Consider the following 23235-nt stretch of genomic DNA (forward strand, 5'->3'; position numbering starts at 1 on the left):
CCGGGCGCTGCACCAAGCGGCCAGGGTCTCATCCCCGCCACCGGCGCGCGCGCCGCTCCCAGGGCTGCAGCACCAGCCATTCCACCGCCAGCATCACCGCGATGAAGGAAAACGCGTAGACCAGCACCATCCCGACATCGAAGAGCTGGAAATAGAGGTGAATCTGGAACCCCACCCCGTCCGAGCGGCCGAGGAACTCGACCACCAGCACGATCTTCCAGATCACCGCCACCCCGGCGCGCGCCGCGCCGGTGATGAAGGGCGCGAGCTGCGGCAGCACCACGTGGCGCAACCGCCGCGCCAGCGGCATGCGGTAGACCTGCGCCATGGCGTCGAGCCCCGGGTCCAGCGCCCGCGCCCCCTCGCGGATCACCGTGGCGACATTGGGGATCTTGTTGAGCGTCACCGCGACGATGGCGGCGGTCTCGTTGAGGCCGATCCACAGGTAGCACAGCACGATCAGCACCAGCGCCGGCAGGTTGAGGAAAATCACCAGCCACGGATCGAGCCAGCGGTCGAGCTTCGGGAAACGCCCCATCGCCATCCCCAGCGCGATGCCGAGCCCCATGGCCAGCACGAAGGCCCACGCCACCCGGGTCAGCGTCTTGCCAAGATGGTAGAGCAGCTCGCCCGAGCGCAGCGCCTCGGCGAAGGGATCGGCCAGCGCCCAGGGCTGCGGCAGGATCTGCGCATCCGCCGTGAGATGGGCGGCGATCACCCACAGCAGCAGCAGCACGGACAGCGAAACCGCCGTGACTCCGACTCGGCCCGGCCCCGAGCGCCCCGAGGGGTGCGCCCTGTCTGCCTGTCCGCTTATGCCCCTGCCGATCACACGCACGGCGGTCTCGTTGCCCTGCACGACATCCTCCCTCTCCGGCGGAGAAGGGTGACGGTTGAGTCGGCCCGCGTCAATTGCTCCTTAGGGAGCGGTTCGGCCCGGCGCATCGGGATGGTAAAAGGAACAAATCAAATTCGTTGCCCTGGAAAATGGTCAAACCGGAAAAAGATCGTACTCGGCCCGGAACATGGCGCTGATGCGGGGACCGCAGATGACGGCAGGCGCGGGATCAGGCTTCGATCTCACCCTCGCCGACCTCACGGCACTTCCAGTTGGAGACCGTGTAGTTCGGGTGTTCCTCGACCCAGCGGGCCAGTTCGGGCTGGGCGCCCATCATGCAGGCCATATGGGTGACATCGGTGTAAAGAAGGCTGCGCTGCTGACACTGATCGGGCGCACTGGACAAGCACGCCACAAAGAGAAGCTCAATCATGGTTGCCTCGTAAGGTTGAACGTGATGCCCCTCCAGTATCCCCCCTGAGTATTAATATTCGGGGGGCGTAATTTGTGTCAGTTTCGCCGCAGCGCAGCATTGCCCGGCGAAGACGCGCATTTCATGAGCGAACGGGTGTTTTTCAGGCAAGCATGAAAGAGCAGCGTCGGTTTTTCGAGCAATCATCCCTGTCGCTGAAGGCGCGGCTGGGGCTGGGTGCGGGGCTTCTCGGCCTCGCGACGCTGCTCACCGCGTCGATCATCGTGCTCGGCATGGCCCGAGTCTCGGACCGGCTCGACTCGGCGCTGGCCGCCGAGGCGCGGCTCGAGGACTACGCCGCGCTCTCCACGCAGGTCTCCACCTACATCGTCGTCGCCGCCGAGTTGATCCAGAGCGGCCAGCCCCCCGAAACCCGCGCGACGCGCACCGAAGGCATCGCCGAGACCCTCAGCAACACCTTCGCCCGGCTCCGCGCCGGGCTCGACACCGAGGTCGCCGCGGCCCGCGGCCTCGACGCGCAGAGCCGCCGCGCAACGCTCTCGCTTTCGCTGGCGCGGATCGAGGCGCTCTTCCGCTCCGCCCAGGCCGGGCTGACCTCCGGCACCAGCGACCCCGCCCGCCTGCGCGCCCATCTCGACACCTTCGCCTCGGGCGTCGAGCCGCTGCTCGCCGAGGCGGTCAACGAGGAGCGCCGGCTGCGCCGCGAGATCCTGAAGGGCATCGACGCGCTGCGCCACCGGCTGGTGCTGGCGGCGGTGGTGATGGGGCTGGGCGCGCTCGCGCTCTCGGCGGGGTTCTACTTCGGGCTGGTGCGCCCGCAGTTCCGCCGCCTCGACGCGCTGCGCGCCGCCGCCCGCCGCATCGGGCAGGAGGATTTCGCCATCGCCCTGCCCGGCACCCGGCAGGACGAGATCGGCGCGCTCTATTCCGAGACGCGCCGCATGGCGCAGGCCCTCGCCAGCCGCGCCGAGACGGTGGCCGAGGACCGCGCTCGGCTCAACGAGACCATCGCGCAGCGCACCGAGGCGCTGCGGACCGCCAACGCCCGGCTCGAACGCACCGACGAGGACCGCCGCCGCTTCTTCGCCGACATCAGCCATGAATTGCGCACCCCGCTCACCGTGATCCTGATGGAGGCGCAGCTCGGCCGGAAAGGCGCGCCCGAGCCCGAGGCCGCCTTTGCCACCATCGAGAGCCGCGCCACCCGCCTCAGCCGCCGCATCGACGATTTGCTGCGCGTCGCCCGCTCCGAGACCGGGCAGCTCACGTTCGATCCCGAGCCCGTCGACCTGGCCGCGCTGGCGCAGGAGGCGCTGGCCGAGACCGCCGCCGAGATCTGCAGCGCCGGGATGCGGATGGACGCCCCCGCCGTCCCCCCTGCCCCGCTGACCGTGATCGCCGACCGCAACTGGCTGCGGCAGGTGCTGACCGGGCTGATCCGCAACGCCCTGCGCCACGCCCGCGGCGGCGGCGCACTGAAACTGGAGCTGCGCGACGACGGCTCCGAGGCCGAGATCAGCCTCACCGACAACGGCCCCGGCATCCCCGGCGACATGCAGGCGCAGCTCTTCGACCGGTTCGCGCAGGGCGGCAGCGCCCGCGCGCAGGGTTTCGGCCTCGGCCTGCCGCTGGCGCGTTGGGTGATCGAGCAGCAGGGCGGCCGCATCGCGGTGCAAAGCCCCCTGCCCCCCGCCGAGGCGCTCGGCGCCTCACCCGGCACCAAGATCGCGGTTCGCCTGCCGCGCGCGCCGCGCTAGCCTGCCGCCATGCAAGAGGCCCGCCTCCTCGTCGTCGATGACGACCCCGAGATCTGCTCCGCCCTCGCGCGCGGGCTGGCGCTGCACGGCTACGCGGTCGAGACCTGCAACCGCGCCGACCTCGCCTTCGGCCAGCTCACCTCGCAGCGCTTCCACGCGGCGGTGGTGGACGTGATGCTCGGCGCCGACAGCGGCATCGCGCTGGTGCGCCGCGCCCGCGCCGCCGGGGCGCAGCTTCCCATCCTCATGCTCTCGGCGCTGTCGGAGGTCGAGCAGCGCGCCGCCGGGCTCGCCGCCGGGGCCGATGACTACGTGGTCAAACCCTTCGCCTTCGACGAGCTGGTCGCGCGGCTGCAGGTCCAGCAGCACCGCGCCGCCGCGATGCGCCCGGCGCCCGCCCGCCTGTCTGCCGCGGATCACAGCCTCAGCACCCCGACGCGCCGCCTGCAGCTCACCGACCGCGAGTTCGCCCTGCTGGCGCTGCTCGCTGCCCATGCCGGAACCCCGCTGTCGCGCGGCGAGATCTTCGACCGGCTCTGGGCCGGGGAGTCGCGCTCGGAGAACGTCGTCGACGTCTACATCGGCTACCTGCGCAAGAAGCTGAAGCCGGGCACCGATTTCGGCTTCGAGATCGTCACCCTCCGGCAAAGGGGCTTCTATCTCGACGGCGTCCCGCCGACGCTTTGAGCCCGTGCCGAGCCGCGCCCACCCGAGCGGCTCGCCCTGCCGCCGGGTCGCCGCAAAACGGGCCGCAACAGAGTCTTTTCTGCCAGATTAGAGCCTCTTGGAGAGCGAGTCGCCGCGAGTCGGCCAACGGCGCAGCGGCCGCCGAGTCGCCCGCGGGTCGCGCGGCGTGCCGCTTGAGAGCGGTATTTGCCGGGAATTTCTGCACATGCGGGATCCCATGGGCTTCGATGGTGGATCTTCAAGGATTTTCAGCCTCTTATGATGACACTTGTGATCCAATCGTGATGAGTCGCTAAATGTGGAGGCCGCTTCCCCGCCGCCATGGCGAAGGAATCTGTGGACAAGTCCGCTCTCTCTTGCATAAAGAAACGGTAATAAAAGCGCTGGCGGAAAACAGCGTTACCGAAAATGAGGGCAGCAGTGGCGGATCCGATTCATATCAACGCCCGTGTGCGGGAAAACGCCGAAGCGATCAGCGCGGCGCTGGATGATCATATGCTGAAGGTCTTCGCGCCGGATGCACGCAAGGAACTTCGTCGCTTCTCCGCCGGGGAAGCCGCGGAGCTGCTTGGCATTTCCCCCAGTTTCCTGCGCAAGCTGCACTTCGAGAACCGCGTGCCCGAAGTGCATACCACGCCGGGCGGAAGACGACACTATTCCGGGGAAGATCTGCAGGAAATCCGCAAGATCCTCGACAACACCGCGAAGACCCGCGGCACCTACCTGCGCGGCCGCCGCGAGGGCGACAAGGTGCAGGTGCTGTCCTTCCTCAACTTCAAGGGCGGCTCGGGCAAGACCACCAGCTCGATCCACACCGCGCAGCGCCTGGCGCTCAAGGGTTACCGGGTGCTGGCGGTCGACATCGACCCGCAGGCCTCGCTGACCACGCTCTTCGGCTACCGCCCGGAGTATGATTTCCTGCATTCCGGCACGATCTACGACGCGATCCGCTACGACGATCCGGTGCCGATGTCCGAGATCATCCAGAAGACCTATTTCACCGGCATCGACCTGGCCCCGGCCGGGCTGATCCTGCAGGAATTCGAGCACGAGACGCCGCAGGCGCTGATGGCCAACATGCAGCCGCCGTTCTTCGCGCGCATGGCCGCGGCGCTGCAGGAAGTCGAAGCCGATTACGACGTGATCATCTTCGATTGTCCGCCGCAGCTCGGCTACCTGACCATGTCGGCGCTCTGCGCCTCGACCGGCGTGCTGATCACCATCGTGCCGAACATGCTGGATATCGCCTCGATGGCGCAATTCCTGCAGATGAGTGCCGATCTGCTCGACGTGGTGTCGAACGCGGGGGCGAGCATGGAGTTCGACTTCCTGCGCTTCCTGATCAACCGCTACGAGCCCAACGACGGCCCGCAGCAGCAGGTGGTGGCCTTCCTGCGCCAGCTCTTCGGCGAGGAGGTGATGGTTGCGGCGATGCTGAAATCCACCGCCATCTCGGACGCGGGGCTGACGACCCAGACGCTCTACGAGGTCGATCGCTCGCAGTTCCACCGCAACACCTACGACCGCGCGGTGGATTCACTGAATCAGGTCAATGATGAGGTCGAGTCGCTCCTACAGAAAGCATGGGGACGCTGATGGCACGCAAGGGAATCCTGGAACCACGTATCTCGACGCTCGGCGGCGGCGAGCGCAAGCCGAACCCCGCGGAATCGCGGATGATGCCGCGCGGCGCGGTCGGCGCGCTGCAGAGCTCGCTGTCGAAGCTGCAGGAAAACGCCGTTCAGGAGATCGACGCCGATCTCATCGACGACGCCGGCTTCGAGGACCGTCTCGGGCTCGATCCCGCGGCGCAGGACCAGCTCAAGGAAAGCCTGCAGACCTACGGTCAGCAGGTGCCGGTGCTGCTGCGCCCGCATCCGCAGACCAATGGCCGCTTCGAGATCGTCTACGGCCGCCGCCGCCTCGGTGCGCTGCGCGAGCTGGGGATGAAGGTCAAGGCGATGGTCCGTCAGCTCGACGACCACGCGCTGGTCATGGCGCAGGGGCAGGAAAACACCTCGCGCCAGGACCTGAGCTTCGTGGAAAAGGCGAGCTTTGCCGCGCAGCTTCAGGATTCGGGCTATGACCGGCAGACAATCGCCGCGGCGCTGTCGATCGACCTGCCGATGGTGAGCCGGATGCTGAAGGTGGGCACGGCCTTTGCCCTGCCCTTCCTGCGCCGCATCGGCTCGGCCCCGGGCATCGGGCGCGACCGCTGGATGGCGCTGGCCAAGGCGCTGCAGGACGAGGCCGCCAGCGCGCGTGCCGAGGACGCCATGCGGCACCCGGATTTCGAGGCGCTGGATTCCGACGCCCGCTTCGAGGCGGTCTATGCCGCGACCCAGCGCAAGGCGAGCGCACCCAAGGCCCCTGCCCCGCGGCCGCGCAGCCTGCGCTCCCCCGACGGCACCGCCCTGGCAGAGGTGCGGAGCACATCGCGTGGATTGACTCTGACGGTGCCCTCGCGCACTTCGGACGGCTTCGACCGCTGGCTCGACTCGCAGGCGGAAGAGATCATCAACGAACTTCACGACCGCTGGCAAAGCACCCGGTCGGAAGGCTGAGAGCAGTTAAACAGGAACGGAGGCACGAGAGGACAGGCGACAAAAAGAAAAGCCCCCCAGGACGGATCCCGGAAGGCCCTTCTCGAAAGTAGCAATTTGAGTTAGCCGCCAGCACCGGTCCCTGTCAACTCCGCATCACGGTGTGGGGCAGGAATTTTGTTGTCTTTCGTGAAAATTTGCATGCAGGACACGTCCCGACACCCTGTCGGGCGGCCGGTATCGGCTTGCCTGACGGCGCAGGTCGGCTCCCATGACAAGTGGGCGCTGCTGCGCGATCTGACGATTGCCGCCGAGGACTTCGGTCTCGGCCACCGCCCGCTGTCGGTGCTGAAAGCGCTGCTCAGCTTCTGGCCGGAGCGCGAGTTGCCCGCCGAGCCCGGCGCGGCCATCGTCTTTCCCTCCAACCGCGCGCTCTCCGAGCGGCTCTCGGGAATGCCCGAGAGCACGCTGCGCCGGCACCTGGCGGCGCTGGTCCGCAGCGGGTTTGTCCGCCGTCACGACAGCGCCAACGGCAAGCGCTTCGCGCGCCGCGCCGGGGCGCAGATCGGCGTGGCCTTCGGCTTCGATCTCTCCCCCCTCGCCCGGGCCGCCGATGCGCTCGACCAGGCGGTTACCGAGGCCACCCTGCGCCGCGAACGCATCGCCGTGCTGCGCGCCCGCCTCGGCATGCTCCGGCAGCGGCTCCTGGACACCGGCGCGCCCGAGGAACTGCTCGAGGCCGCCCGCCTGCTGCTGCGCCGGAAATGCCCGGAAGACGTTCTGGCGGAGATTGTCAGCCGTCTCGAGGCCGCACTTCCCGTCGAAGCCACCACCGAGATCACCGCTCCGAGCGCTGCTGACTCCCCCCAAGTGAGCGCCAGCAACAGCCAGAATGAGCGGCACATACAGGAGTCAGATAGATTCTATTCTGACTCTGTAAGCACCCAGCCTGCGAGCGATGCGCCGGTGGACAGCTCCGGACCTGCAGAGAAGGACAGCGATCTGACCCTGCCGAGGATCGCAGAGACCTGCCGGGAGTATCGCGCCTTCTTCCCCGATGCGCCGAAGGGTTGGCACGAGCTGGTGGCGATCTCGCACAGGCTTGCGCCTATGATGGGGGTGGAACCGCCAGTGCTGCACGAGGCGCAGCGGATCATGGGACCGGAACGCGCCGCGGCCACGCTTCTCTGCCTGCTCGAACGGCATGCCGACATCCGCAAGCCCGGGGCCTACCTGCGACGGCTGACACAGCGCGCCAAGCAGGGCAGTTTTTCGGTCAATTCCATGCTCTCGGCGCTGTCCCGCCGGGCCGATCCGGGAAATTGTCAGCTGACAATTTGAAAATCCGCGTGTTTTCAGAGGGTTGTAATTTCGGCCTTCTGAAAACCTCGCGGGGCCCTGAATTGGCTGCGACCATGGGCTGTGTTCCGGCGCCCGGCCCGCTTCGGGTAGATTGGGCGGACCTTCCAACCGCAGCGGACCGCGCGCCCTTCGATGATGTTTCCCACGCCCAGACTGGCGCCGAGCAAGGCCCGGATCGAGACCCAGACCAAGGATCTTCCGATGACCCCCTCCCTGCACGTTCCCGGCGCCAGCCTCCGAGCCTCCGAGCTCGAAGCGCTGCGCGAGACGGCGCGGGAGCATTTCCAGCCTGTGCCGACCTGGGGCCGGCCCGGCGCGGTGCTGGTGGCGGACTTCCGACCGTCGATGCTCAGCGGGCAGCTGCGGGCCTTCCGCTCGGTCGCGGCGGCCGAGGCGCTGGCGCTGATCGGCTGGCGCGTGGCGCTGGATGGCGGCTGGGTCGCGCTGCTGGCGCTCGGGGCCAGCGCGCCGGTGCTGGTGCCGCCGGCGCAGGGCGAGGCCGGCATGCAGGAGATCATCGCGGGGCTGGTGCGCGCGCATGAGATGGCCGAGGCCATGGCGCTGACCGGGTGTTTCGACGACCCGCCGCTGATGCCCGCGCTTCGCGCGCTCGACGGGCTGTCGCTGCCCGGGGCCGCGCTGGTCATCGCCTCGGCCTTCGAGGCGCCCGGCGCGGGGCTCGCGGCGCATGTCGAGACGTTGGCCGGCGCCTATCTTCTGCGGCTGCTGCATGTCACCGATGGCGAGGGTGCCGAGGCGCATCCGGACTGCGGGCTGGTGGCGCTGGATGCCAACCTGCCGCCGGAACAGGCCGCGCCCTATCTCGGCCAGGCGCTGCGCTGAGCCGCGGGTCGTCCGGCTGACAATGGAACGGCTGACAACATACGCTCCGCCTCCGGCGGAGACGCGCCGAGCCGATACGAATGGCTGCGTTGCCAGCATCCCGACATGGCCGCACCCTTGCGCCACGGGTCCGCAGGGAGGCGGGCGCGCATGGGAGGAGCAAGAGGAAATGGGAATTCTCGACAAACTGTTCGGCGGGGACGAGAGCCCGACCGAGGTCCGGTTCAGCCATGTGAAGATTCATCCGCAGGTCGACGCCGGTGTCGGCGCGGCGCAGCCCGGCTTCGCCGGTGGCACGCTCAGCTGCAAATGCGCGAGCGATCCGGTCGTTGTTCGCGTCGGGGCGCAGACCGCCCACAACCACGTCTGCGGCTGCACCAAGTGCTGGAAGCCCGACGGCGCGGTGTTCAGCCAGGTCGCCGTGGTCGCGCGCGACCAGCTCGAGGTTCTGGACAACGCCGACAAGCTCGAGGTGGTGGACGCCTCGGCGGCGATCCAACGCCACGCCTGCAAGGGCTGCGGCGTGCATATGTACGGCCGGATCGAGAACGCGGGCCACCCGTTCTACGGGCTCGACTTCGTGCACACCGAATTGTCGTCCGACGACGGCTGGTCGCCGGCGGAATTCGCCGCCTTCGTGTCGTCGGTCATCGAGTCGGGGGTCGATCCGGCGCGCATGGATGACATCCGCGGCCGGCTGGAAGAGCTGGGGCTGGAGCCCTACGACTGCCTGTCGCCGCCGCTGATGGATGCCATCGCGACCCATGTGGCCAAGCAGAACGGCGCGCTTGCCTGACGGCTGTCCCGATAACTGGCCCGATAACTGGCCGCGCGCGCCCCGCAGCGCTTCGGCGCGGAGGCGCGCGTTGCCTGCCGTTGCGGAACAACACCATTGCGCGAGTAAAAATTCATGCGTTAACCTCCCCGTGGGAGGAGAGTTCAATGAAAGACATGCAGGATGCGGAAGCATCGGGCACGATCGGGTCTGTCCTGATCGTCGATGATCACCCGCTCTACAGCGACGCGCTGGACGCCGCGTTGCGGATGGTGTTTCCCGAGTGTCAGCCGTGCAAGGCGCAGACGCTCGGCGCGGCGCTGGAACTTCTGGGGCAGGGGCTGCAGCCCGACCTCGTGATGTTCGATCTGAAACTGCCGGACGTCTGCGGCATCTCCGGCTTCCAGCGCCTGCACGAGGCGCTGCCCGAAGTGCCGGTGCTGGTGATCTCCTCGCTGACCTCGGCGCAGGTGGTGCAGGCGCTGATGCAGGAGGGGGCCGCGGGCTTCCTGCCCAAGGACGCCCCGGCGCCGCTGCTGCGCGAGGCGCTGACCGAGATCGCCGCGGGCCGCCGCTACGTGCACGCGGGCTACCTTGGCGAGACGGTGAACGAGGCGGAGGAACTGCCCTTCGAGGCGATGCATCCCAAGTTGGCCGAGCTGACGCCGCAGCAGAAACGGATCATGAAGCTGATCTGCGCCGGCAAGCCGAACAAGCAGATCGCCTATGAGCTCGACCTGGCCGAGGCCACGGTGAAGGCGCATATCACCGCGCTGCTGCGGCGGCTCGGGGTGCAGAACCGGACGCAGGCGGCGGTTCTGGTGGAAAGCTCGCAGCCCGCCACGACCATCGGCGCCGCGGATGCCGATGCCCAGGCCTTCCTGAGCCGCTGACCCGGATGGCGCCAGACCGCCTGCTGCCCCGTTTCGTCCGCATCGCGGTCTCCTACAAGACCGAGGCCGCCGCCGCCGTCAGCGAGGCGCTGGCGGCGCTCGACCTGTCGGACACCTGCTTCATCCTCGCCTTCCTGCCCGAGGGGCTGGACCTGGACGGCGTGGCGCGGGCGCTCGAGAGCGGGGCGGGCGGGGTGCCGGTCTTCGGCTGCACCACCGCCGGCACGATCACCCCCGAGGGCTACGAGACCGGGGCATTGCTGCTGCTGGCCTTCCCGCGCGAGCACTTCCGCTGCGCCTCGATGCTGATCTCTCCGCTGAAGCCGCTGCTGATGAAATCCATCGCCTCGGAGGTGCGCAGCCACGCGGTGCGCTTCCGCCGCACCGCCGGCTGGAACCGGCTGGCATTGATCTTTGCCGACGGGCTGGCAAAGCAGGAGGAGATGCTGGTCGCCACGCTCGAGGCGGCGCTCGGCGAGGTACCGGTCTTCGGCGGCTCGGCGGGGGACAACCTGGCCTTCGAGGAAACCTTCGTGCTGCACGAGGGGCGGTTCCAGAGCAATGCGGCTGTTCTCCTTCTGGTTGAAACGGACCTCGAGTTCCGCGGCCTCGGCTTCGACCATTTCCTGCCCACCGACGAGCAGATGGTGGTGACCCACGCGCTGCCCGAGGAGCGGCTGGTCTTCGAGATCAACGGCGCCCCGGCGGCGCTGGAATACGCGCGCATCGTCGGCGTGCCGGTGGAGCGGCTCTCGCCGCAGGTCTTCGCCGAGAACCCGATGTTGGTGCGGCAGAACATGAACTACCACGTGCGGGCGGTGCATGGCGCGCCGAGCTCGCACGCGCTGTCCTTTCTCGGCGCGATCGACGACGGGCTGATCCTGACGCTGGGACGGGGCAAGGAGATCCTCGAGACGCTCGAACATGAACTGGACGTCACCGGCCCGCAGGAGGGGCCGCCGGATTTCGTGCTCGGCTTCGACTGCGTGCTGCGCAAGCTGGAGATCGAGCAGAAGCAGCTGGCCCCGGCTGTGAGCGAGATCTTCCGGCGCCGCCGGGTGCTCGGCTTCAACACCTACGGCGAGCAGCATTGCGGTGTGCACGTGAACCAGACCTTCGTCGGCGTCGCCTTCTTCGAGCCCGGGAGGCGCGACTTCGCATGATCGACCCCGAGGAGCCGCTGGAGAGCCAGGTCGCCCGGCAGACAAAGATCATCGCTGCGCTGATGCGCCGTGCCAACCGTCAGCACGAGGTCGGCGGCACCGCCTACGGCGCCTTCCAGTCGGCCATCGCGCTACAGGCGCAGGTCTGGGCCAAGACCCGCGATCTCGAACGCACCGCCGACGCGCTGCGCCACGCCCGGCACGACAGCGAGCGGATGCGCAAGAACCTCGCCGATGCGCTGGCGGCGCTCGACGGCGGGGTGGCGCTGTTCACCGGCGGCCAGCTCGAGGTCTGCAACGACAACTTCCAGCGGCTGCTGCCGGACATCTCCGAGCGGCTGCGGCCGGGGCTGGAGATCGGCGCCTGCCTCGCGGCAATGGCCGCGAGCGCGCATCTGGTGACGGTCGAGGGCAGCTTCGACGCGGCGCTGGCGCAGGCGCGGCGGGGCAGGGCAGGGGCCTCGGTGGTCTCGCTGGTGATCGAGCTGACCGGCGATCGCTGGTACCAGATCAACCTGCAGCGCACGAGCGACGAGAACCTCGTGCTGCTGCTCACCGAGATGACCGCCATCGTGCGCCGCAACCGCTCCGAGAAGGAGAGCCTGATCGACCGCCAGGCGGATTACCTGCAGGCGGTCTTCGAGAACATGACCTCCGGGGTCTGCACCTTCTCGCCCGAGGGCGAGGTGATGATGTACAACCAGCAGTTCCGCCAGCTGCTCGGGCTGCCCTACACGATCCTGCAGAAGGGCGTCGAGCTGGCGCGGATGCTCGACTACGTCGCGCAGCACGGGCTGATCACCGAGGCCGCCGAGCACGACATCGCCCATTGGCTCGACCGGCTCGAGCGGCAGGGGCGGCTGCGGCGGCGGCTGCGCCATGCCTCGGGGCGGATGCTGGACCTGCACGCGCACCGGCTGCCCGATGGCGGCGTGCTGCTGGAGCTGAAGGACGTGACGCTGGAGACCCGCGCCACGGTGATGCTGGAGAACCGGGTGATCGAGCGCACCGCCGAGCTGACCCGCGCCAACGCGCAGCTGCGCCTGCAGTTCGAGGAGAAGGCCCGGGTCGAAGAGGAGCTGCGGCTGGCCAAGGAGCGGGCCGAGGCGGCGGTCTCGTCGAAGACCCGCTTCCTCGCCGCCGCCAGCCACGACCTGCTGCAGCCGATCAACGCCGCCAAGCTGCTCATCGCGACGTTGCTCGACGCCGCGGCGGACACGCGCTTTGCGCCGACGGTGGAGCGGCTGGAGGGATCGTTCAGCTCGATCGAGCAGCTGCTGCACTCGCTGCTCGACATCTCGCGGCTGGAGAGCGCCGACAAGGCGCTGACCCCCTCCGAGCTCTGCCTCGGCACGCTGATGCGCAGCGTCTGGGAGGACCAGGTGCCGGTGGCGCAGCGCCGCGGCGTGCGGCTCGACGTGGTGCCGAGCATGGTCTTCGTACGCTCCGACCCGGTCTACCTGCTGCGCTCGATCCAGAACCTCGTGGTCAACGCGCTGCAATACACCCCCGAGGGCGGCCGGGTGCTGGTCGGCTGCCGCCGCCGCGGCGGGCGCATCGAGCTGCAGGTCTGGGACACCGGCATCGGCATCTCGCGCAAGGACCAGAAGCGCATCTTCGAGGAGTTCGCCCGCGCCGACAACGTGCCGCTCGGCTCGGGCGTCGGGCTGGGGCTGTCGATTGTCGACCGCACCTGCCGCCAGCTCGGCCACCAGGTGCGGGTGCGCTCCAAGCCCGGCGCGGGCTCGGTGTTCAGCATCGAGATGGAGGTGGTCGCGGGCCGTCGCGCAGAGCCCGAGGAGGGCTGCGAGCGCGCCCCGGCGGTGGCCTACGACATGGACCACATCGTGCTGCTGGTGGAGAACGACCCGGACGTGCTCTTCGCCTTCTCGCAGAAGCTCGAGCAATGGGGGGCGAGCGTGTTGGCGGCGCGGACCATCTCGGAGGCGCTGGGGCACGTGCGCGACATGGGCATGCCGCCGGACATCATCCTCGCCGACTACCAGCTCGACGGGGACGAGACCGGCGACGTGGCGATCGCCGAGATCCGCCGCGCCTGCGGCGCGCAGGTGCCGGCGATCATGATCACCGCCAACCGCGGCAACGGGCTGCTGAAGAAGGGCGCGGCGCAGGGCTTCTCGGTGCTGACCAAGCCGGTGCAGCTCGCCCGGCTGCGCTCGCTGATCGAGTGGAAGGTGCGCTGGCAGTCGCCGGAGGGGTAGGGGCCGGGGACGCGCCCTGGCCCGGCACACGGCGGGCCGCGCGCTCCCTCTCCCCGCGAAGGCGCTTTTGGCATGCCGTGGGTGGCTCCGCCGTCGTCGGGGCTTTCTGCATAAGGCGCGCATGAGTGCCGTTGGTGCGCCCGCCCGAGGCGGTGCGCGGCGCTCTGCCGGCACTGGGCGGGTACCGACAAAAGTCGGCAATGACAGGCGGGGCAGGGGGGGTAGGCTGCGCATTGGGAGACCACGCGGGAGGAGACGCGCCATGCGCAGGAAACTGGCCCTGATCGCCGTGCTGGGGGCGCTCGCGCTGCCCGCAGCCGCGGCCACCACCGAGGCGGAGCAGACCTACGCGCTGCTGTTCAAGGAGGGCACGCTCGACAGCGTCGCCCCGGAGGCGGTGCTGCAGTATACCCGCGCCGTGCAGAACCGGGCCCTGCCCGAGGCGGCGGAGCGGGCCAGCGGCGAGATCGCCCTGTCGTTCGAGCAGACGCCCGAGGCGCGCATCGCCAACCTGCAGTTCCTGCAAGACGGCAAGCACCGCAATCTCGGCAGCTTCCCGGCCAGCGTCGGCAACCCGATGATCATGTATTTCTACGAGACGGTGATCCGCGACATGGCCGAGACCGCCGGCGGCTCGCCCTTCTACATCCGCAACCGCGTCAAGGACGCGCTGGTGCGCCCGGCGCAGATCGAGAGCGGCGAGACGCTCTATCGCGGCGAGACCATCGCGACCCGCACGGTCACCCTTCGGCCCTTCGCCGAGGATCCGAACCGCGCGCGGATGCAGGGCTTTGGCGATCTCGAGCTGCGCGTCACCATGTCCGAGGCGGTGCCGGGCTGGTACCTCAGCCTCGTCGCCGAGGCGCCGGATGCCGAGGGCGCGGACGCGGGCTACCTGTCGGAGCTGCGCTTCGACGCGGTGGCGGCGCAATGATCCGCGGGCCGGTCCTGGGTCTGGCGCTCTGCCTCCCCGCGGCGCTCTCGGCGCAGGGGGTGGCCGAGCGGCTCAACGACTACCCGACCGAGGCGCGGGCCGACTATGTCTTCGGCTGCATGGCCTCGAACGGGCAGAGCCGCGAGAGCCTGCGCAAATGCGCCTGCTCGATCGACGAGATCGCCGCCATCCTGCCCTATGACAAATACGTCGAGGCCGAGACGGTGCTGTCGCTCCGGCTCACCGGCGGCGAGCGCATGGCGGTCTTCAAGAGCTCGGCGCTGGCCGATGGCATCGTCGCCGAGCTGCGCCGGGCGCAGGCCGAGGCCGAGGTGGTCTGCTTCTTCTGACGGCCTCTTGCTACCGTGACCGCCTCTTCTGACTGCACGGCTTGACCTCTGCCGCGCCGCCACCCATATTGACGCATATCACGTCACAATGGATGGCAGGAATGGATCTTCGCGGTGTTTCGGATGACGGGCTCTTTGCCCCGCGGCTGATGGCGCAGAGCCTGCGCACCACGGTGGACGAGATCGCCCAGACCGCCGGGCTCGGGCGCGATGCGCTGACCCGGGCGAACCGGGTGGGCAACCCGCGCACCCAGAAACGCCTGCGCGAGATGGTCGAGATCGTCAACCGCGTCGCGCCGCGCTTCGGCTCGGACCTGCTGGCCTATGCCTGGTACCGCTCGGCGCCGCTCTCGGGCTTCGGCGAGGCGACGGCGATGCAGCTGGTGCGCGACGGTCACGCCGACTGGGTGCACCTCTACCTCGACAGGCTCGACGCCGGCATTCCCGCCTGATGCACTTTCAAGGCACGCTCTACCGCGCGCTCTCGCCCTACTGGGCCTACCGGCCGCTGTCGGGCGAGGGCGCGGCGCGTTTCGGCGGGCGCTTCAACCGCCCGGGCCGGGCGGCGCTCTACCTTGCCGACAGTGTCGAGACAGCGCTGAACGAGGTGCAGCAGGCTGGGCAGTTCGCGCCGGTGACGCTGGTGGCGGTGGAGGCCGATCTCGAGCCGCTCTTCGATGCCTGCGACGCCGTGGCGCTGGCGCAGATCGGCGCGCGCCCCGAGGATCTGGCGCTGCCCGACTGGGCGGCGCGGCAGGCCATGCAGGGCAGCGCACCGACGCAGGACCTGGCCGAGCGGGTGCTGGCCCTGGGCCATTGCGGCATGCGCGTGCCGAGCTTCGCGCCCGGCGCGCGGGCGACGGCGCGCAACCTCGTGCTCTGGCAATGGGGGGAGGATCTGCCGCACCGGCTGCGCCTGATCGACGACGAAAACCGCCTGCGCCACCCGCCCGCGCCGCCGTCCTGAGCCGGGGCAGCGGGGCAGGGGGTCAAGGGAATAGGGGGTCAGCCGCCCGCCTTCGGCAGCTCGGTCTCGAAGCGGTTCCCCTCGGTGTCGGTCGCTTTCACGGTCAGCGCGGGCGTGCCGTTGTCGGCGTAGGTGAAGCGGAAGGCGGGGTTTTCCGAGATCGAGATGCCGCCGTCCATGGCGAAGAGCAGCTCCTGCCCCTGCCAGACCTCGAGATGGTCGATGAAATGCGCGGGGATGAAAAGCTGGGTGATCTGGTCGCGCTGCAGCCCCGAGAAGTTCGGGTGGCGAATCTGGATCTGCGCCTCGCGCCGGGCGGTGGACTGTTGCGGCGGGCTGTCCTCTGCCGGGCCGAAGAGCCGCAGCTTCATCCGCCCCATATCCGCCAGCGCCGCGTCCCCCGCCTTGCTGGCTGGGGCCGAGCAGCCGCCCGAGGCCTTCACGAAACGCCCGTCCATGCGCAGGCCCTGCGGCGTCCCGGCGATGACCCGGACGTTGGAATAGGCGTTCACCCGCAGCCGCAGCTCGAAATCGAGCGGCGCCATGGCGGGGCCGAAGGTGAAGCTGCCGGCAACCGGCGAGGGGTTCTCGTCGATCACCACCGTGGCCGTCTCGATGGTCCCTGCGGGGTCGGTCTGCACGATGTGCAGCGGCACGGTGGCGGCATCCTCGGCGCGGTAGGGGGCCTCGACGGTGAACAGGCCCTCGGCGGGGGCGATGGCGGCGTCGCCGGTGATATCGGGGCGCAGCGCCTGCCAGGTCGGGCTCTCCTGCAGCGGCGTGCCCGCAGTGTCGGCGGCCTGCACGGGCAGGGCGAGGTGCGCAGGCAGGGCCAGCGCGGCGGCAAGCAGGGCGGTCAGGGGTCGTCTCGGGAACTGGCGCGGCATGGGGTGGCTCCTTGACCGGGTCCGGACTGGGTCAGCCGCAGTTTAGGGCCGGGCCGGGCAGGGGGCCACCGAGCGCATGGTCGGTATGGATCGCGCCGCGCCTCGGCGCGAGGCTCGGGCGCGGCAAGCTGGGAGGCGACAGGAGACGTGACGGAGGAGGCGGCATGTTCGAGGCGATCGTGATGCTCTGCGCGGGGCTGGCCGGGGCGCCGCCCTGCCGCGCCGCGCTGGTGCCGGGCTATGAGGCGGCGTCGCTTGCAGGCTGCGAGGCCGCGCTGGAGGCGCATCCCGTGGCGGGCGCCGAGTGCCGTACTGCCGGGGAGGCGCTGGCGGTGACCGAGGTGGCCCCCGGTGTCTTCGTGCACCGCGGCGCGGTGGCCGAGCCGGATGGGGAGAACCGCGGCGACACGGCCAACCTCGGCTTCGTCATCGGCGCGGCGGCGGTGGCGGTGATCGACAGCGGGTCGGCAGCCTGGATGGGCGAGGCGCTCTGGCGGGCGATCCGCGCCCGCAGCGACCTGCCGGTGACCCATCTGGTGCTGACCCATGTGCACCCGGACCACGTGCTGGGCGCCTCGGTCTTCGCGGGGGCGGAGATCGTCGCCCACGCCGGGCTGCCGCAGGCGCTGGCGCGGCGGCGGGAAACCTACCTTCAAAGGTTCGAGGCGCTGATCGGGGCGGAGGGGTTTCTCGGCACCGAAGTGCCCGGGATTGACCTGGAGGTGGCGGAGCGGGCGAGGCTGGACCTCGGCGGGCGGGTGCTGGACCTGCGCGCCTGGCCGCAGGCGCACAGCGGCACCGACCTGACGGTGCTGGACAGGGCGACCGGCACGCTCTTTGCCGGGGACCTTGTGGTCGCGGAGCACATCCCGCCGCTCGATGGCAGCCTGCGCGGCTGGCAGCGGGTGCTCGGAGAGCTGGAGCAGATTCCGGCGACCCGCGTCGTGCCCGGCCACGGTGGACCGGTGTCGGGCGGGTCAGTGTCGGGCGGAGCGGTGCTGGACTGGCCGGAAGGCGCGGCGCCGGTGCGGCGTTACCTGGGCGTGCTGGCGCGGGAGGCGGCGGCGGCGGTGGCAGCGGGCGAGCGGCTGTCGGAAGCGGTCACCCATATCGCCGCCCGGGAGCGCGCGCAGTGGCAGCTCTTCGACGTCTTCAACGCGCGCAATGCCACCGTGGCCTTCACCGAGCTGGAGTGGGAGTGAGCGCGGCGCTCCGCGGCCGGCGCGGTGCGGGGTGGACGGCTGCGTATTTGGAAAGAGAAGAAGAGCGGACCCGCGGCGTCGTCTCTTTGCAGATACGCCCGCCGGAGGCCTCGGCTGGGTTCTGGGTGCGGGGGCGGGGGCGGGGTCAGCCGCCGTCCGCCGGGGTCTCGGCTTTGCCCGCCGCGTGCAGCATCTGGGCGATGGCGTAGAGCCGCTGTTCCAGCAGTTGCGGCGTCTCGCAGAGATAGCGGATCGAGTTCTGCCGGTCGGTGAAGATGCGCTGATCCCAGTCGATCTGCTCTTCCAGCGCGTCGACCCGGTCGTAATCGGGGGCGTCCAGGGCCATCTGCGCGTCCATCTCGGCGCGGGCGGCGTCGATCTTCTCGGACAGCTCGATCTGGCCGAGGGAAAATTTCCCGATGCCGTCGATGATCCGGGTGCGGCGGTGCGAAAGCCGGTCGAAGACCCCCGAGAAGACCGCGGCCAGAAGCGGCATGGCATCGCCCTCGGCCTCGGTGAAGGCGGCGACTTCGGCGCGGGCGGTCTCGAGGTCGACACGGCGCAGCGAGAGCAGCTCGGCGAGCTGCTCCGCGGCGGTGCCGGTCTCGCCCGTCTGCGCCGCGTCTGGCAGGGGCTCGGGCCACATCAGCCCGGGCGAGAGGGTCTCGACCTTGCGCTGCACGCAGGGCCAGGTCGGGTCGGAGAAATCCGCGGCGAGCGCGGGCGCAGCAGCAAGCGCCAGGGCCGCCGCTGCGGCCAGAAAAGCGTGTTTTGTCATGGTCTTTCTCCGTCCTCCGCGCGGTGCGCCGGCCCGCGCCCCCTGGGAAGCAGGCTGCGCTTTCGGGGGCGTCCGGGGAATACCCACCATTGGCTGTATTGAGCGGTATGCGATGGCGCACCCATACTCGCCTCAACCCGCCGCAGAGCGTCGGAACACGAAATCTCATTCAGGAGGGAGACTGCATGCGAACCCGTGCAGCCGTCGCGCTCGAGGCCGGCAAACCGCTCGAGATCATGGAAGTCGAACTGGACGGCCCGAAGGCCGGCGAGGTTCTGATCGAGGTCAAGGCCACGGGCCTGTGCCACACCGACGAGTTCACCCGCTCCGGCGCGGACCCCGAGGGGCTCTTCCCCTGCATCCTCGGCCATGAAGGCGCGGGCGTGGTGCTGGAAGTTGGCGAGGGGGTGACCACGCTGAAGCCGGGCGACCACGTGATCCCGCTCTACACGCCGGAGTGCCGCGAGTGCCCCTCGTGCCTGTCGGGCAAGACCAATCTCTGCACCGCGATCCGGGGCACCCAGGGGCAGGGTCTGATGCCCGACGGGACCACGCGCTTCAAGATGCTCGATGGCACGCCGATCTACCACTACATGGGCTGCTCGACCTTCGCCAACCACACGGTGATGCCGGAGATCGCGCTCGCCAAGGTGCGCGATGACGCGCCCTTCGACAAGATCTGCTACATCGGCTGCGGTGTGACGACGGGCATCGGCGCGGTGATCAACACGGCGGGGGTCGAGATCGGCTCGACGGCGGCGGTCTTCGGGCTGGGCGGCATCGGCCTCAACGTGATCCAGGGCCTGCGCATGGCCGGCGCCGACATGATCATCGGGGTCGATCTGAACGATGACAAGGCCGAGATGGCCAAGAAGTTCGGCATGACCCACTTCGTGAACCCCTCGAAGGTCGACAGCACGGTGCAGGCCATCGTCGATCTGACCAAGCGCGGGGCGGACCAGATCGGCGGCGTGGACTACTCCTTCGACGCGACGGGCAACGTGAAGGTGATGCGCGATGCGCTGGAATGCTCGCACCGCGGTTGGGGCGTGTCGGTGATCATCGGCGTGGCGCCGGCCGGGGCCGAGATCAGCACCCGCCCGTTCCAGCTGGTCACCGGCCGGGTCTGGAAGGGCACGGCGTTCGGCGGCGCCAAGGGCCGCACCGACGTGCCGAAGTTCGTCGAGTGGTACATGGACGGCAAGATCGAGATCGACCCGATGATCACCCACAAGCTGACCCTCGACGAGATCAACCACGGCTTTGACCTCATGCACGAGGGCAAGTCGATCCGCGCGGTTGTGGAATACTGAGCATGGAGGTGGTGGCGCAAAACCGCAGCTTCGACGGCAGCCAGACCGTCTACCGGCACGGCTCGGACGCCTGTGGCTGCGAGATGACCTTCGCGGTCTACCTGCCGCCGCAGGCGCAGGAAGGGCCGGTGCCGGTGCTGTGGTATCTCTCGGGGCTGACCTGCACGCATGAGAACGCGATGACCAAGGGCGGCTTTCAGGAGCATGCGGCGCTGCACGGGCTGGCGCTGGTGTTTCCCGACACCAGCCCGCGCGGGCCGGAGGTGGCCGACGACGACGCTTACGACCTGGGGCAGGGCGCGGGCTTCTACGTCAACGCCAAGCGCGACCCGTGGAAGCCGCATTACCGCATGTACGACTACATCACCGACGAGCTGCGCGGGCTCGTCGCGGGCATGGAGGGCATCGGCGAGCGCCACGGCATCACCGGCCATTCCATGGGTGGGCACGGGGCGCTGACCCTGGCGATGCGCAACCCGCATCTCTACGACAGCCTCTCGGCCTTTGCGCCGATCGCGCATCCGACCCGCTCGGACTGGGGGCGGAAGCAGCTCTCGGCCTATCTCGGCGACGACGAGGGCTGCTGGGCGGCGCACGACTCGACGCTGCTGATGGAGGAGCGCGGCTGGAAGGAGGACATCCTCGTCGATCAGGGCGCCTCCGACCAGTTCCTCGAGCTGCTGCAGCCCGAGGCGCTGGCCTCGGCGATGACCCGGCGGCGTCAGCCGGGGGTGCTGCGGATGCAGCCCGGCTACGACCATTCGTATTTTTTCGTGAATTCGTTTGCCGGCGACCATGTCGCCTGGCACGCAGCCCGGCTTGCATGAGCGCGGGCCCAGCAGGAGGAGACAAGGTATGTATCAAGGAACGCTCACCGCCGGACTGATCCTGGCGCTTTCGGCGGGCATGGCCCTCGCCGAGGGGGACGCGGCGAAGGGCGAGAAGGTGTTTCGCAAGTGCCAGGCCTGCCACATGGTCGGCGAGGACGCCGAGAACCGCGTCGGCCCGGTGCTGACCGGTGTCGTCGGGCGCGAGATCGCCGCGGTCGAGGACTTCGATTATTCCGACGCGCTGCAGGAGCTGGCCGCCGCCGACGGGACATGGACGCCCGAGGAGCTGTCGGCCTTCCTCGAGAAGCCGCGCGACTTCGCCAAGGGCACCAAGATGTCCTTTGCCGGTCTGCGCAAGGAAGAGGAGCGGGCCGACGTGATCGCCTACCTCGCGACGTTCGGCGACGGCGGCTCCTGACCGAGTTTCAGATTTCCGGCGGCGGCGGGAGGAGAAGGAGCGCCGCGGCCGGACCCCGACACGGTTCGTGAAGATTGCGAAAGGCGACCGGGACGGGACCACGCGGCGGAGACGCCGTACAATCCAAGGGAGAAGGAAAATGAAGAGACGGCTTCTTCTATCGTCCGGAGCGCTGCTTTGCGCCGCATCCATGGCGATGGCGAATGACGACCTGATGTCGCAGATGGACAACCCGAGCCAATGGGCGATCCAGACCGGCGACTATGCCAACCAGCGCTATTCCGAGCTGGACAAGATCAACAAGGAGAACGTCGGCGACCTGCAGGTCGCCTGGACCTTCTCGACCGGGGTGCTGCGCGGCCACGAGGGCTCGCCGCTGGTGGTCGGGGACACGATGTTCGTGCACACGCCGTTCCCCAACATCGTCTACGCGCTCGATCTCAAGGAGCAGGGCAAGATCAAGTGGCGCTACGAGCCCAAGCAGGATCCCGACGTGATCCCGGTGATGTGCTGCGACACGGTCAACCGCGGCGTCGCCTATGCCGACGGCAAGATCTTCCTGCACCAGGCCGACACCAAGGTCGTGGCGCTCTCTGCCGAGACCGGCGAGGTGCTCTGGGAGGCGATGAACGGTGACGCGGCCAAGGGCGAGACCAACACCGCCACGGTGCTGCCGGTGAAGGACAAGGTGATCGTCGGCATCTCGGGCGGCGAGTTCGGCGTGCGCGGCCATGTCACCGCCTACAACATGGAGACCGGCGAGCAGGAGTGGCGCGCCTATTCCATGGGGCCGGACAGCGACATCCTGATGGATCCGGAAACCACCACCCATCTCGGCGAGCCGGTGGGCGCGGACTCGGGCACCAACACCTGGGAAGGCGATCAGTGGATGATCGGCGGCGGCACCACCTGGGGCTGGTATTCCTATGACCCCGAGGCCGACCTGATCTACTACGGCACCGGCAACCCCTCGACCTGGAACCCGGCGCAGCGCCCGGGCGACAACCGCTGGTCGATGACCATCATGGCGCGGGATCCCGACGACGGCATGGCCAAGTGGGTCTACCAGATGACGCCGCACGACGAGTGGGACTACGACGGCGTCAACGAGATGATCCTCACCGACCAGGAGATGGACGGCGAGGCGCGCAAGCTGCTCACCCACTTCGACCGCAACGGTCTGGCCTACACCATGGACCGGATCAGCGGCGAGCTGCTGCTGGCCGAGAAGTACGACCCGGCGGTGAACTGGACCACCGGCGTCGACATGGACCCCGAGTCCGAGACCTACGGGCGTCCGGCGGTGGTGGCCGAGTATTCCACCGAACAGAACGGCGAGGACGTGAACTCGACCGGCATCTGCCCGGCGGCGCTCGGCACCAAGGACCAGCAGCCGGCGTCCTACTCGCCCAAGACGGAACTCTTCTACGTGCCGACCAACCACGTCTGCATGGACTACGAGCCGTTCCGGGTGAGCTACACCGCGGGCCAGCCCTACGTCGGGGCGACGCTTGCCATGTACCCGGCGCCCGACAGCCATGGCGGCATGGGCAACTTCATCGCCTGGGACAATATCAACGGCGAGATCAAGTGGTCGCTGCCCGAGCAGTTCTCGGTCTGGTCGGGGGCTTTGGCCACGGCGGGGGACATCGTCTTCTACGGCACGCTCGAGGGCTACCTTAAGGCGGTGGATGCCGAGACCGGCGACGAGCTCTACCGCTTCAAGACCCCCTCGGGGATCATCGGCAACGTGATGACCTACGAGCATGACGGCAAGCAGTACGTCGGCATCCTGTCGGGTGTCGGGGGCTGGGCCGGCATCGGTCTCGCCGCCGGTCTGACCAACCCGAACGACGGCCTCGGTGCCGTGGGCGGCTACTCGGCCCTGTCCGACTACACCGCGCTCGGGGGACAGCTGACGGTCTTCGCGCTCCCGGACTGAGCCGCAGCGACCCGAGGTGCCGGCGGGAGAGACCTCCCGCCGGCGCATGTCTCCCGACACTTCATGGACAAGACCTCTCGCCGAGGTCTCCCCCCTCT

Annotated in this window: 23 protein-coding genes; 19 read left to right on the forward strand and 4 right to left on the reverse strand. The window is 69.0% G+C overall.

The window, feature by feature from the left end; genetic code table 11:
* Positions 1 to 28: 28 nt before the first annotated feature.
* Both LC039_RS23395 and LC039_RS23400 read right to left on the reverse strand, forming a co-directional pair.
* Entirely contained in the window at positions 29 to 859 is an 831-nt protein-coding gene (locus tag LC039_RS23395; protein WP_413463857.1) for an ABC transporter permease, read from the reverse strand.
* 208 nt (positions 860 to 1067) lie between these two features.
* The gene (locus LC039_RS23400; protein ID WP_226628734.1) at positions 1068 to 1271 is read right to left on the reverse strand and encodes a hypothetical protein; all 204 of its coding nucleotides are present in this window, start codon (positions 1269 to 1271) and stop codon (positions 1068 to 1070) included.
* A 152-nt stretch (positions 1272 to 1423) separates the two neighbouring features.
* Here LC039_RS23400 and LC039_RS23405 point away from each other — a divergent pair, with 152 nt between their 5' ends.
* From LC039_RS23405 to LC039_RS23470, 14 genes are all read left to right on the forward strand, one after another.
* The gene (locus LC039_RS23405; RefSeq protein WP_226628735.1) at positions 1424 to 3028 is read left to right on the forward strand and encodes a sensor histidine kinase; all 1605 of its coding nucleotides are present in this window, start codon (positions 1424 to 1426) and stop codon (positions 3026 to 3028) included.
* Between the two features lie 9 nt (positions 3029 to 3037).
* Positions 3038 to 3715, forward strand: coding sequence for a response regulator transcription factor (locus tag LC039_RS23410; protein ID WP_226628737.1), 678 nt, complete (start codon positions 3038 to 3040; stop codon positions 3713 to 3715).
* Between the two features lie 408 nt (positions 3716 to 4123).
* On the forward strand, positions 4124 to 5311 hold the full coding sequence (gene repA / locus LC039_RS23415; protein WP_264179652.1) for a plasmid partitioning protein RepA: 1188 nt from the start codon (positions 4124 to 4126) through the stop codon (positions 5309 to 5311).
* A complete protein-coding gene (gene repB, locus LC039_RS23420; protein WP_226628740.1) occupies positions 5311 to 6279 on the forward strand; it encodes a plasmid partitioning protein RepB in 969 nt (322 codons plus the stop codon). Before repA ends, repB begins: the two co-directional genes overlap by 1 nt.
* Before the next feature lie 180 nt (positions 6280 to 6459).
* Entirely contained in the window at positions 6460 to 7599 is a 1140-nt protein-coding gene (gene repC, locus LC039_RS23425) for a plasmid replication protein RepC (protein ID WP_226628742.1), read from the forward strand.
* A gap of 222 nt (positions 7600 to 7821) precedes the next feature.
* Positions 7822 to 8463 carry a hypothetical protein gene (locus tag LC039_RS23430; protein ID WP_226628743.1) on the forward strand — a complete coding sequence of 214 codons (642 nt, stop codon included), beginning with the start codon at positions 7822 to 7824 and terminating at the stop codon, positions 8461 to 8463.
* Between the two features lie 169 nt (positions 8464 to 8632).
* A complete protein-coding gene (gfa, locus tag LC039_RS23435; RefSeq protein WP_226628745.1) occupies positions 8633 to 9259 on the forward strand; it encodes an S-(hydroxymethyl)glutathione synthase in 627 nt (208 codons plus the stop codon).
* 146 nt (positions 9260 to 9405) lie between these two features.
* Positions 9406 to 10131, forward strand: a complete 726-nt coding sequence (locus tag LC039_RS23440; RefSeq protein ID WP_226628747.1) for a LuxR C-terminal-related transcriptional regulator — start codon at positions 9406 to 9408, stop codon at positions 10129 to 10131.
* Positions 10132 to 10136: 5 nt separating this feature from the next.
* The gene (locus LC039_RS23445; RefSeq protein WP_226628748.1) at positions 10137 to 11294 is read left to right on the forward strand and encodes an FIST N-terminal domain-containing protein; all 1158 of its coding nucleotides are present in this window, start codon (positions 10137 to 10139) and stop codon (positions 11292 to 11294) included.
* Positions 11291 to 13516 carry a PAS-domain containing protein gene (locus tag LC039_RS23450; RefSeq protein WP_226628749.1) on the forward strand — a complete coding sequence of 742 codons (2226 nt, stop codon included), beginning with the start codon at positions 11291 to 11293 and terminating at the stop codon, positions 13514 to 13516. The genes LC039_RS23445 and LC039_RS23450 overlap by 4 nt, the downstream gene beginning before the upstream one ends.
* A gap of 262 nt (positions 13517 to 13778) precedes the next feature.
* Positions 13779 to 14450, forward strand: a complete 672-nt coding sequence (locus LC039_RS23455) for a hypothetical protein (protein WP_226628750.1) — start codon at positions 13779 to 13781, stop codon at positions 14448 to 14450.
* Entirely contained in the window at positions 14447 to 14800 is a 354-nt protein-coding gene (locus LC039_RS23460) for a hypothetical protein (RefSeq protein ID WP_226628751.1), read from the forward strand. The genes LC039_RS23455 and LC039_RS23460 overlap by 4 nt, the downstream gene beginning before the upstream one ends.
* Before the next feature lie 101 nt (positions 14801 to 14901).
* Positions 14902 to 15252, forward strand: coding sequence for an antitoxin Xre/MbcA/ParS toxin-binding domain-containing protein (locus LC039_RS23465; RefSeq protein ID WP_108970510.1), 351 nt, complete (start codon positions 14902 to 14904; stop codon positions 15250 to 15252).
* Positions 15252 to 15767, forward strand: a complete 516-nt coding sequence (locus LC039_RS23470; protein ID WP_226628752.1) for an RES family NAD+ phosphorylase — start codon at positions 15252 to 15254, stop codon at positions 15765 to 15767. The genes LC039_RS23465 and LC039_RS23470 overlap by 1 nt, the downstream gene beginning before the upstream one ends.
* Positions 15768 to 15805: 38 nt before the next feature.
* Here LC039_RS23470 and LC039_RS23475 read toward each other — a convergent pair whose 3' ends face one another.
* Positions 15806 to 16654, reverse strand: a complete 849-nt coding sequence (locus LC039_RS23475; RefSeq protein ID WP_226628753.1) for a quinoprotein dehydrogenase-associated SoxYZ-like carrier — start codon at positions 16652 to 16654, stop codon at positions 15806 to 15808.
* A gap of 164 nt (positions 16655 to 16818) precedes the next feature.
* On the opposite strand from LC039_RS23475, the gene LC039_RS23480 reads away from it, so the two are divergent.
* Positions 16819 to 17856, forward strand: coding sequence for a quinoprotein relay system zinc metallohydrolase 2 (locus LC039_RS23480; protein ID WP_226628754.1), 1038 nt, complete (start codon positions 16819 to 16821; stop codon positions 17854 to 17856).
* A 145-nt stretch (positions 17857 to 18001) separates the two neighbouring features.
* On the opposite strand, the gene LC039_RS23485 is transcribed toward LC039_RS23480, so the two are convergent.
* Positions 18002 to 18634: a hypothetical protein gene (locus tag LC039_RS23485; RefSeq protein ID WP_226628756.1), complete on the reverse strand. Its 633-nt coding sequence runs from the start codon at positions 18632 to 18634 to the stop codon at positions 18002 to 18004.
* Between the two features lie 185 nt (positions 18635 to 18819).
* On the opposite strand from LC039_RS23485, the gene LC039_RS23490 reads away from it, so the two are divergent.
* From LC039_RS23490 to LC039_RS23505, 4 genes are all read left to right on the forward strand, one after another.
* On the forward strand, positions 18820 to 19947 hold the full coding sequence (locus LC039_RS23490) for an S-(hydroxymethyl)glutathione dehydrogenase/class III alcohol dehydrogenase (RefSeq protein WP_226628757.1): 1128 nt from the start codon (positions 18820 to 18822) through the stop codon (positions 19945 to 19947).
* A gap of 2 nt (positions 19948 to 19949) precedes the next feature.
* Positions 19950 to 20774, forward strand: a complete 825-nt coding sequence (gene fghA, locus LC039_RS23495; RefSeq protein WP_226628758.1) for an S-formylglutathione hydrolase — start codon at positions 19950 to 19952, stop codon at positions 20772 to 20774.
* A gap of 28 nt (positions 20775 to 20802) precedes the next feature.
* Complete coding sequence (locus LC039_RS23500; protein WP_226628759.1) at positions 20803 to 21195, forward strand: c-type cytochrome; 393 nt, start codon at positions 20803 to 20805, stop codon at positions 21193 to 21195.
* A gap of 139 nt (positions 21196 to 21334) precedes the next feature.
* Positions 21335 to 23137 carry a methanol/ethanol family PQQ-dependent dehydrogenase gene (locus tag LC039_RS23505; RefSeq protein ID WP_226628760.1) on the forward strand — a complete coding sequence of 601 codons (1803 nt, stop codon included), beginning with the start codon at positions 21335 to 21337 and terminating at the stop codon, positions 23135 to 23137.
* Positions 23138 to 23235: the final 98 nt, after the last annotated feature.

The sequence above is a fragment of the Alloyangia pacifica genome (assembly GCF_020524285.1).
GTDB lineage: Bacteria > Pseudomonadota > Alphaproteobacteria > Rhodobacterales > Rhodobacteraceae > Salipiger > Salipiger pacificus_B.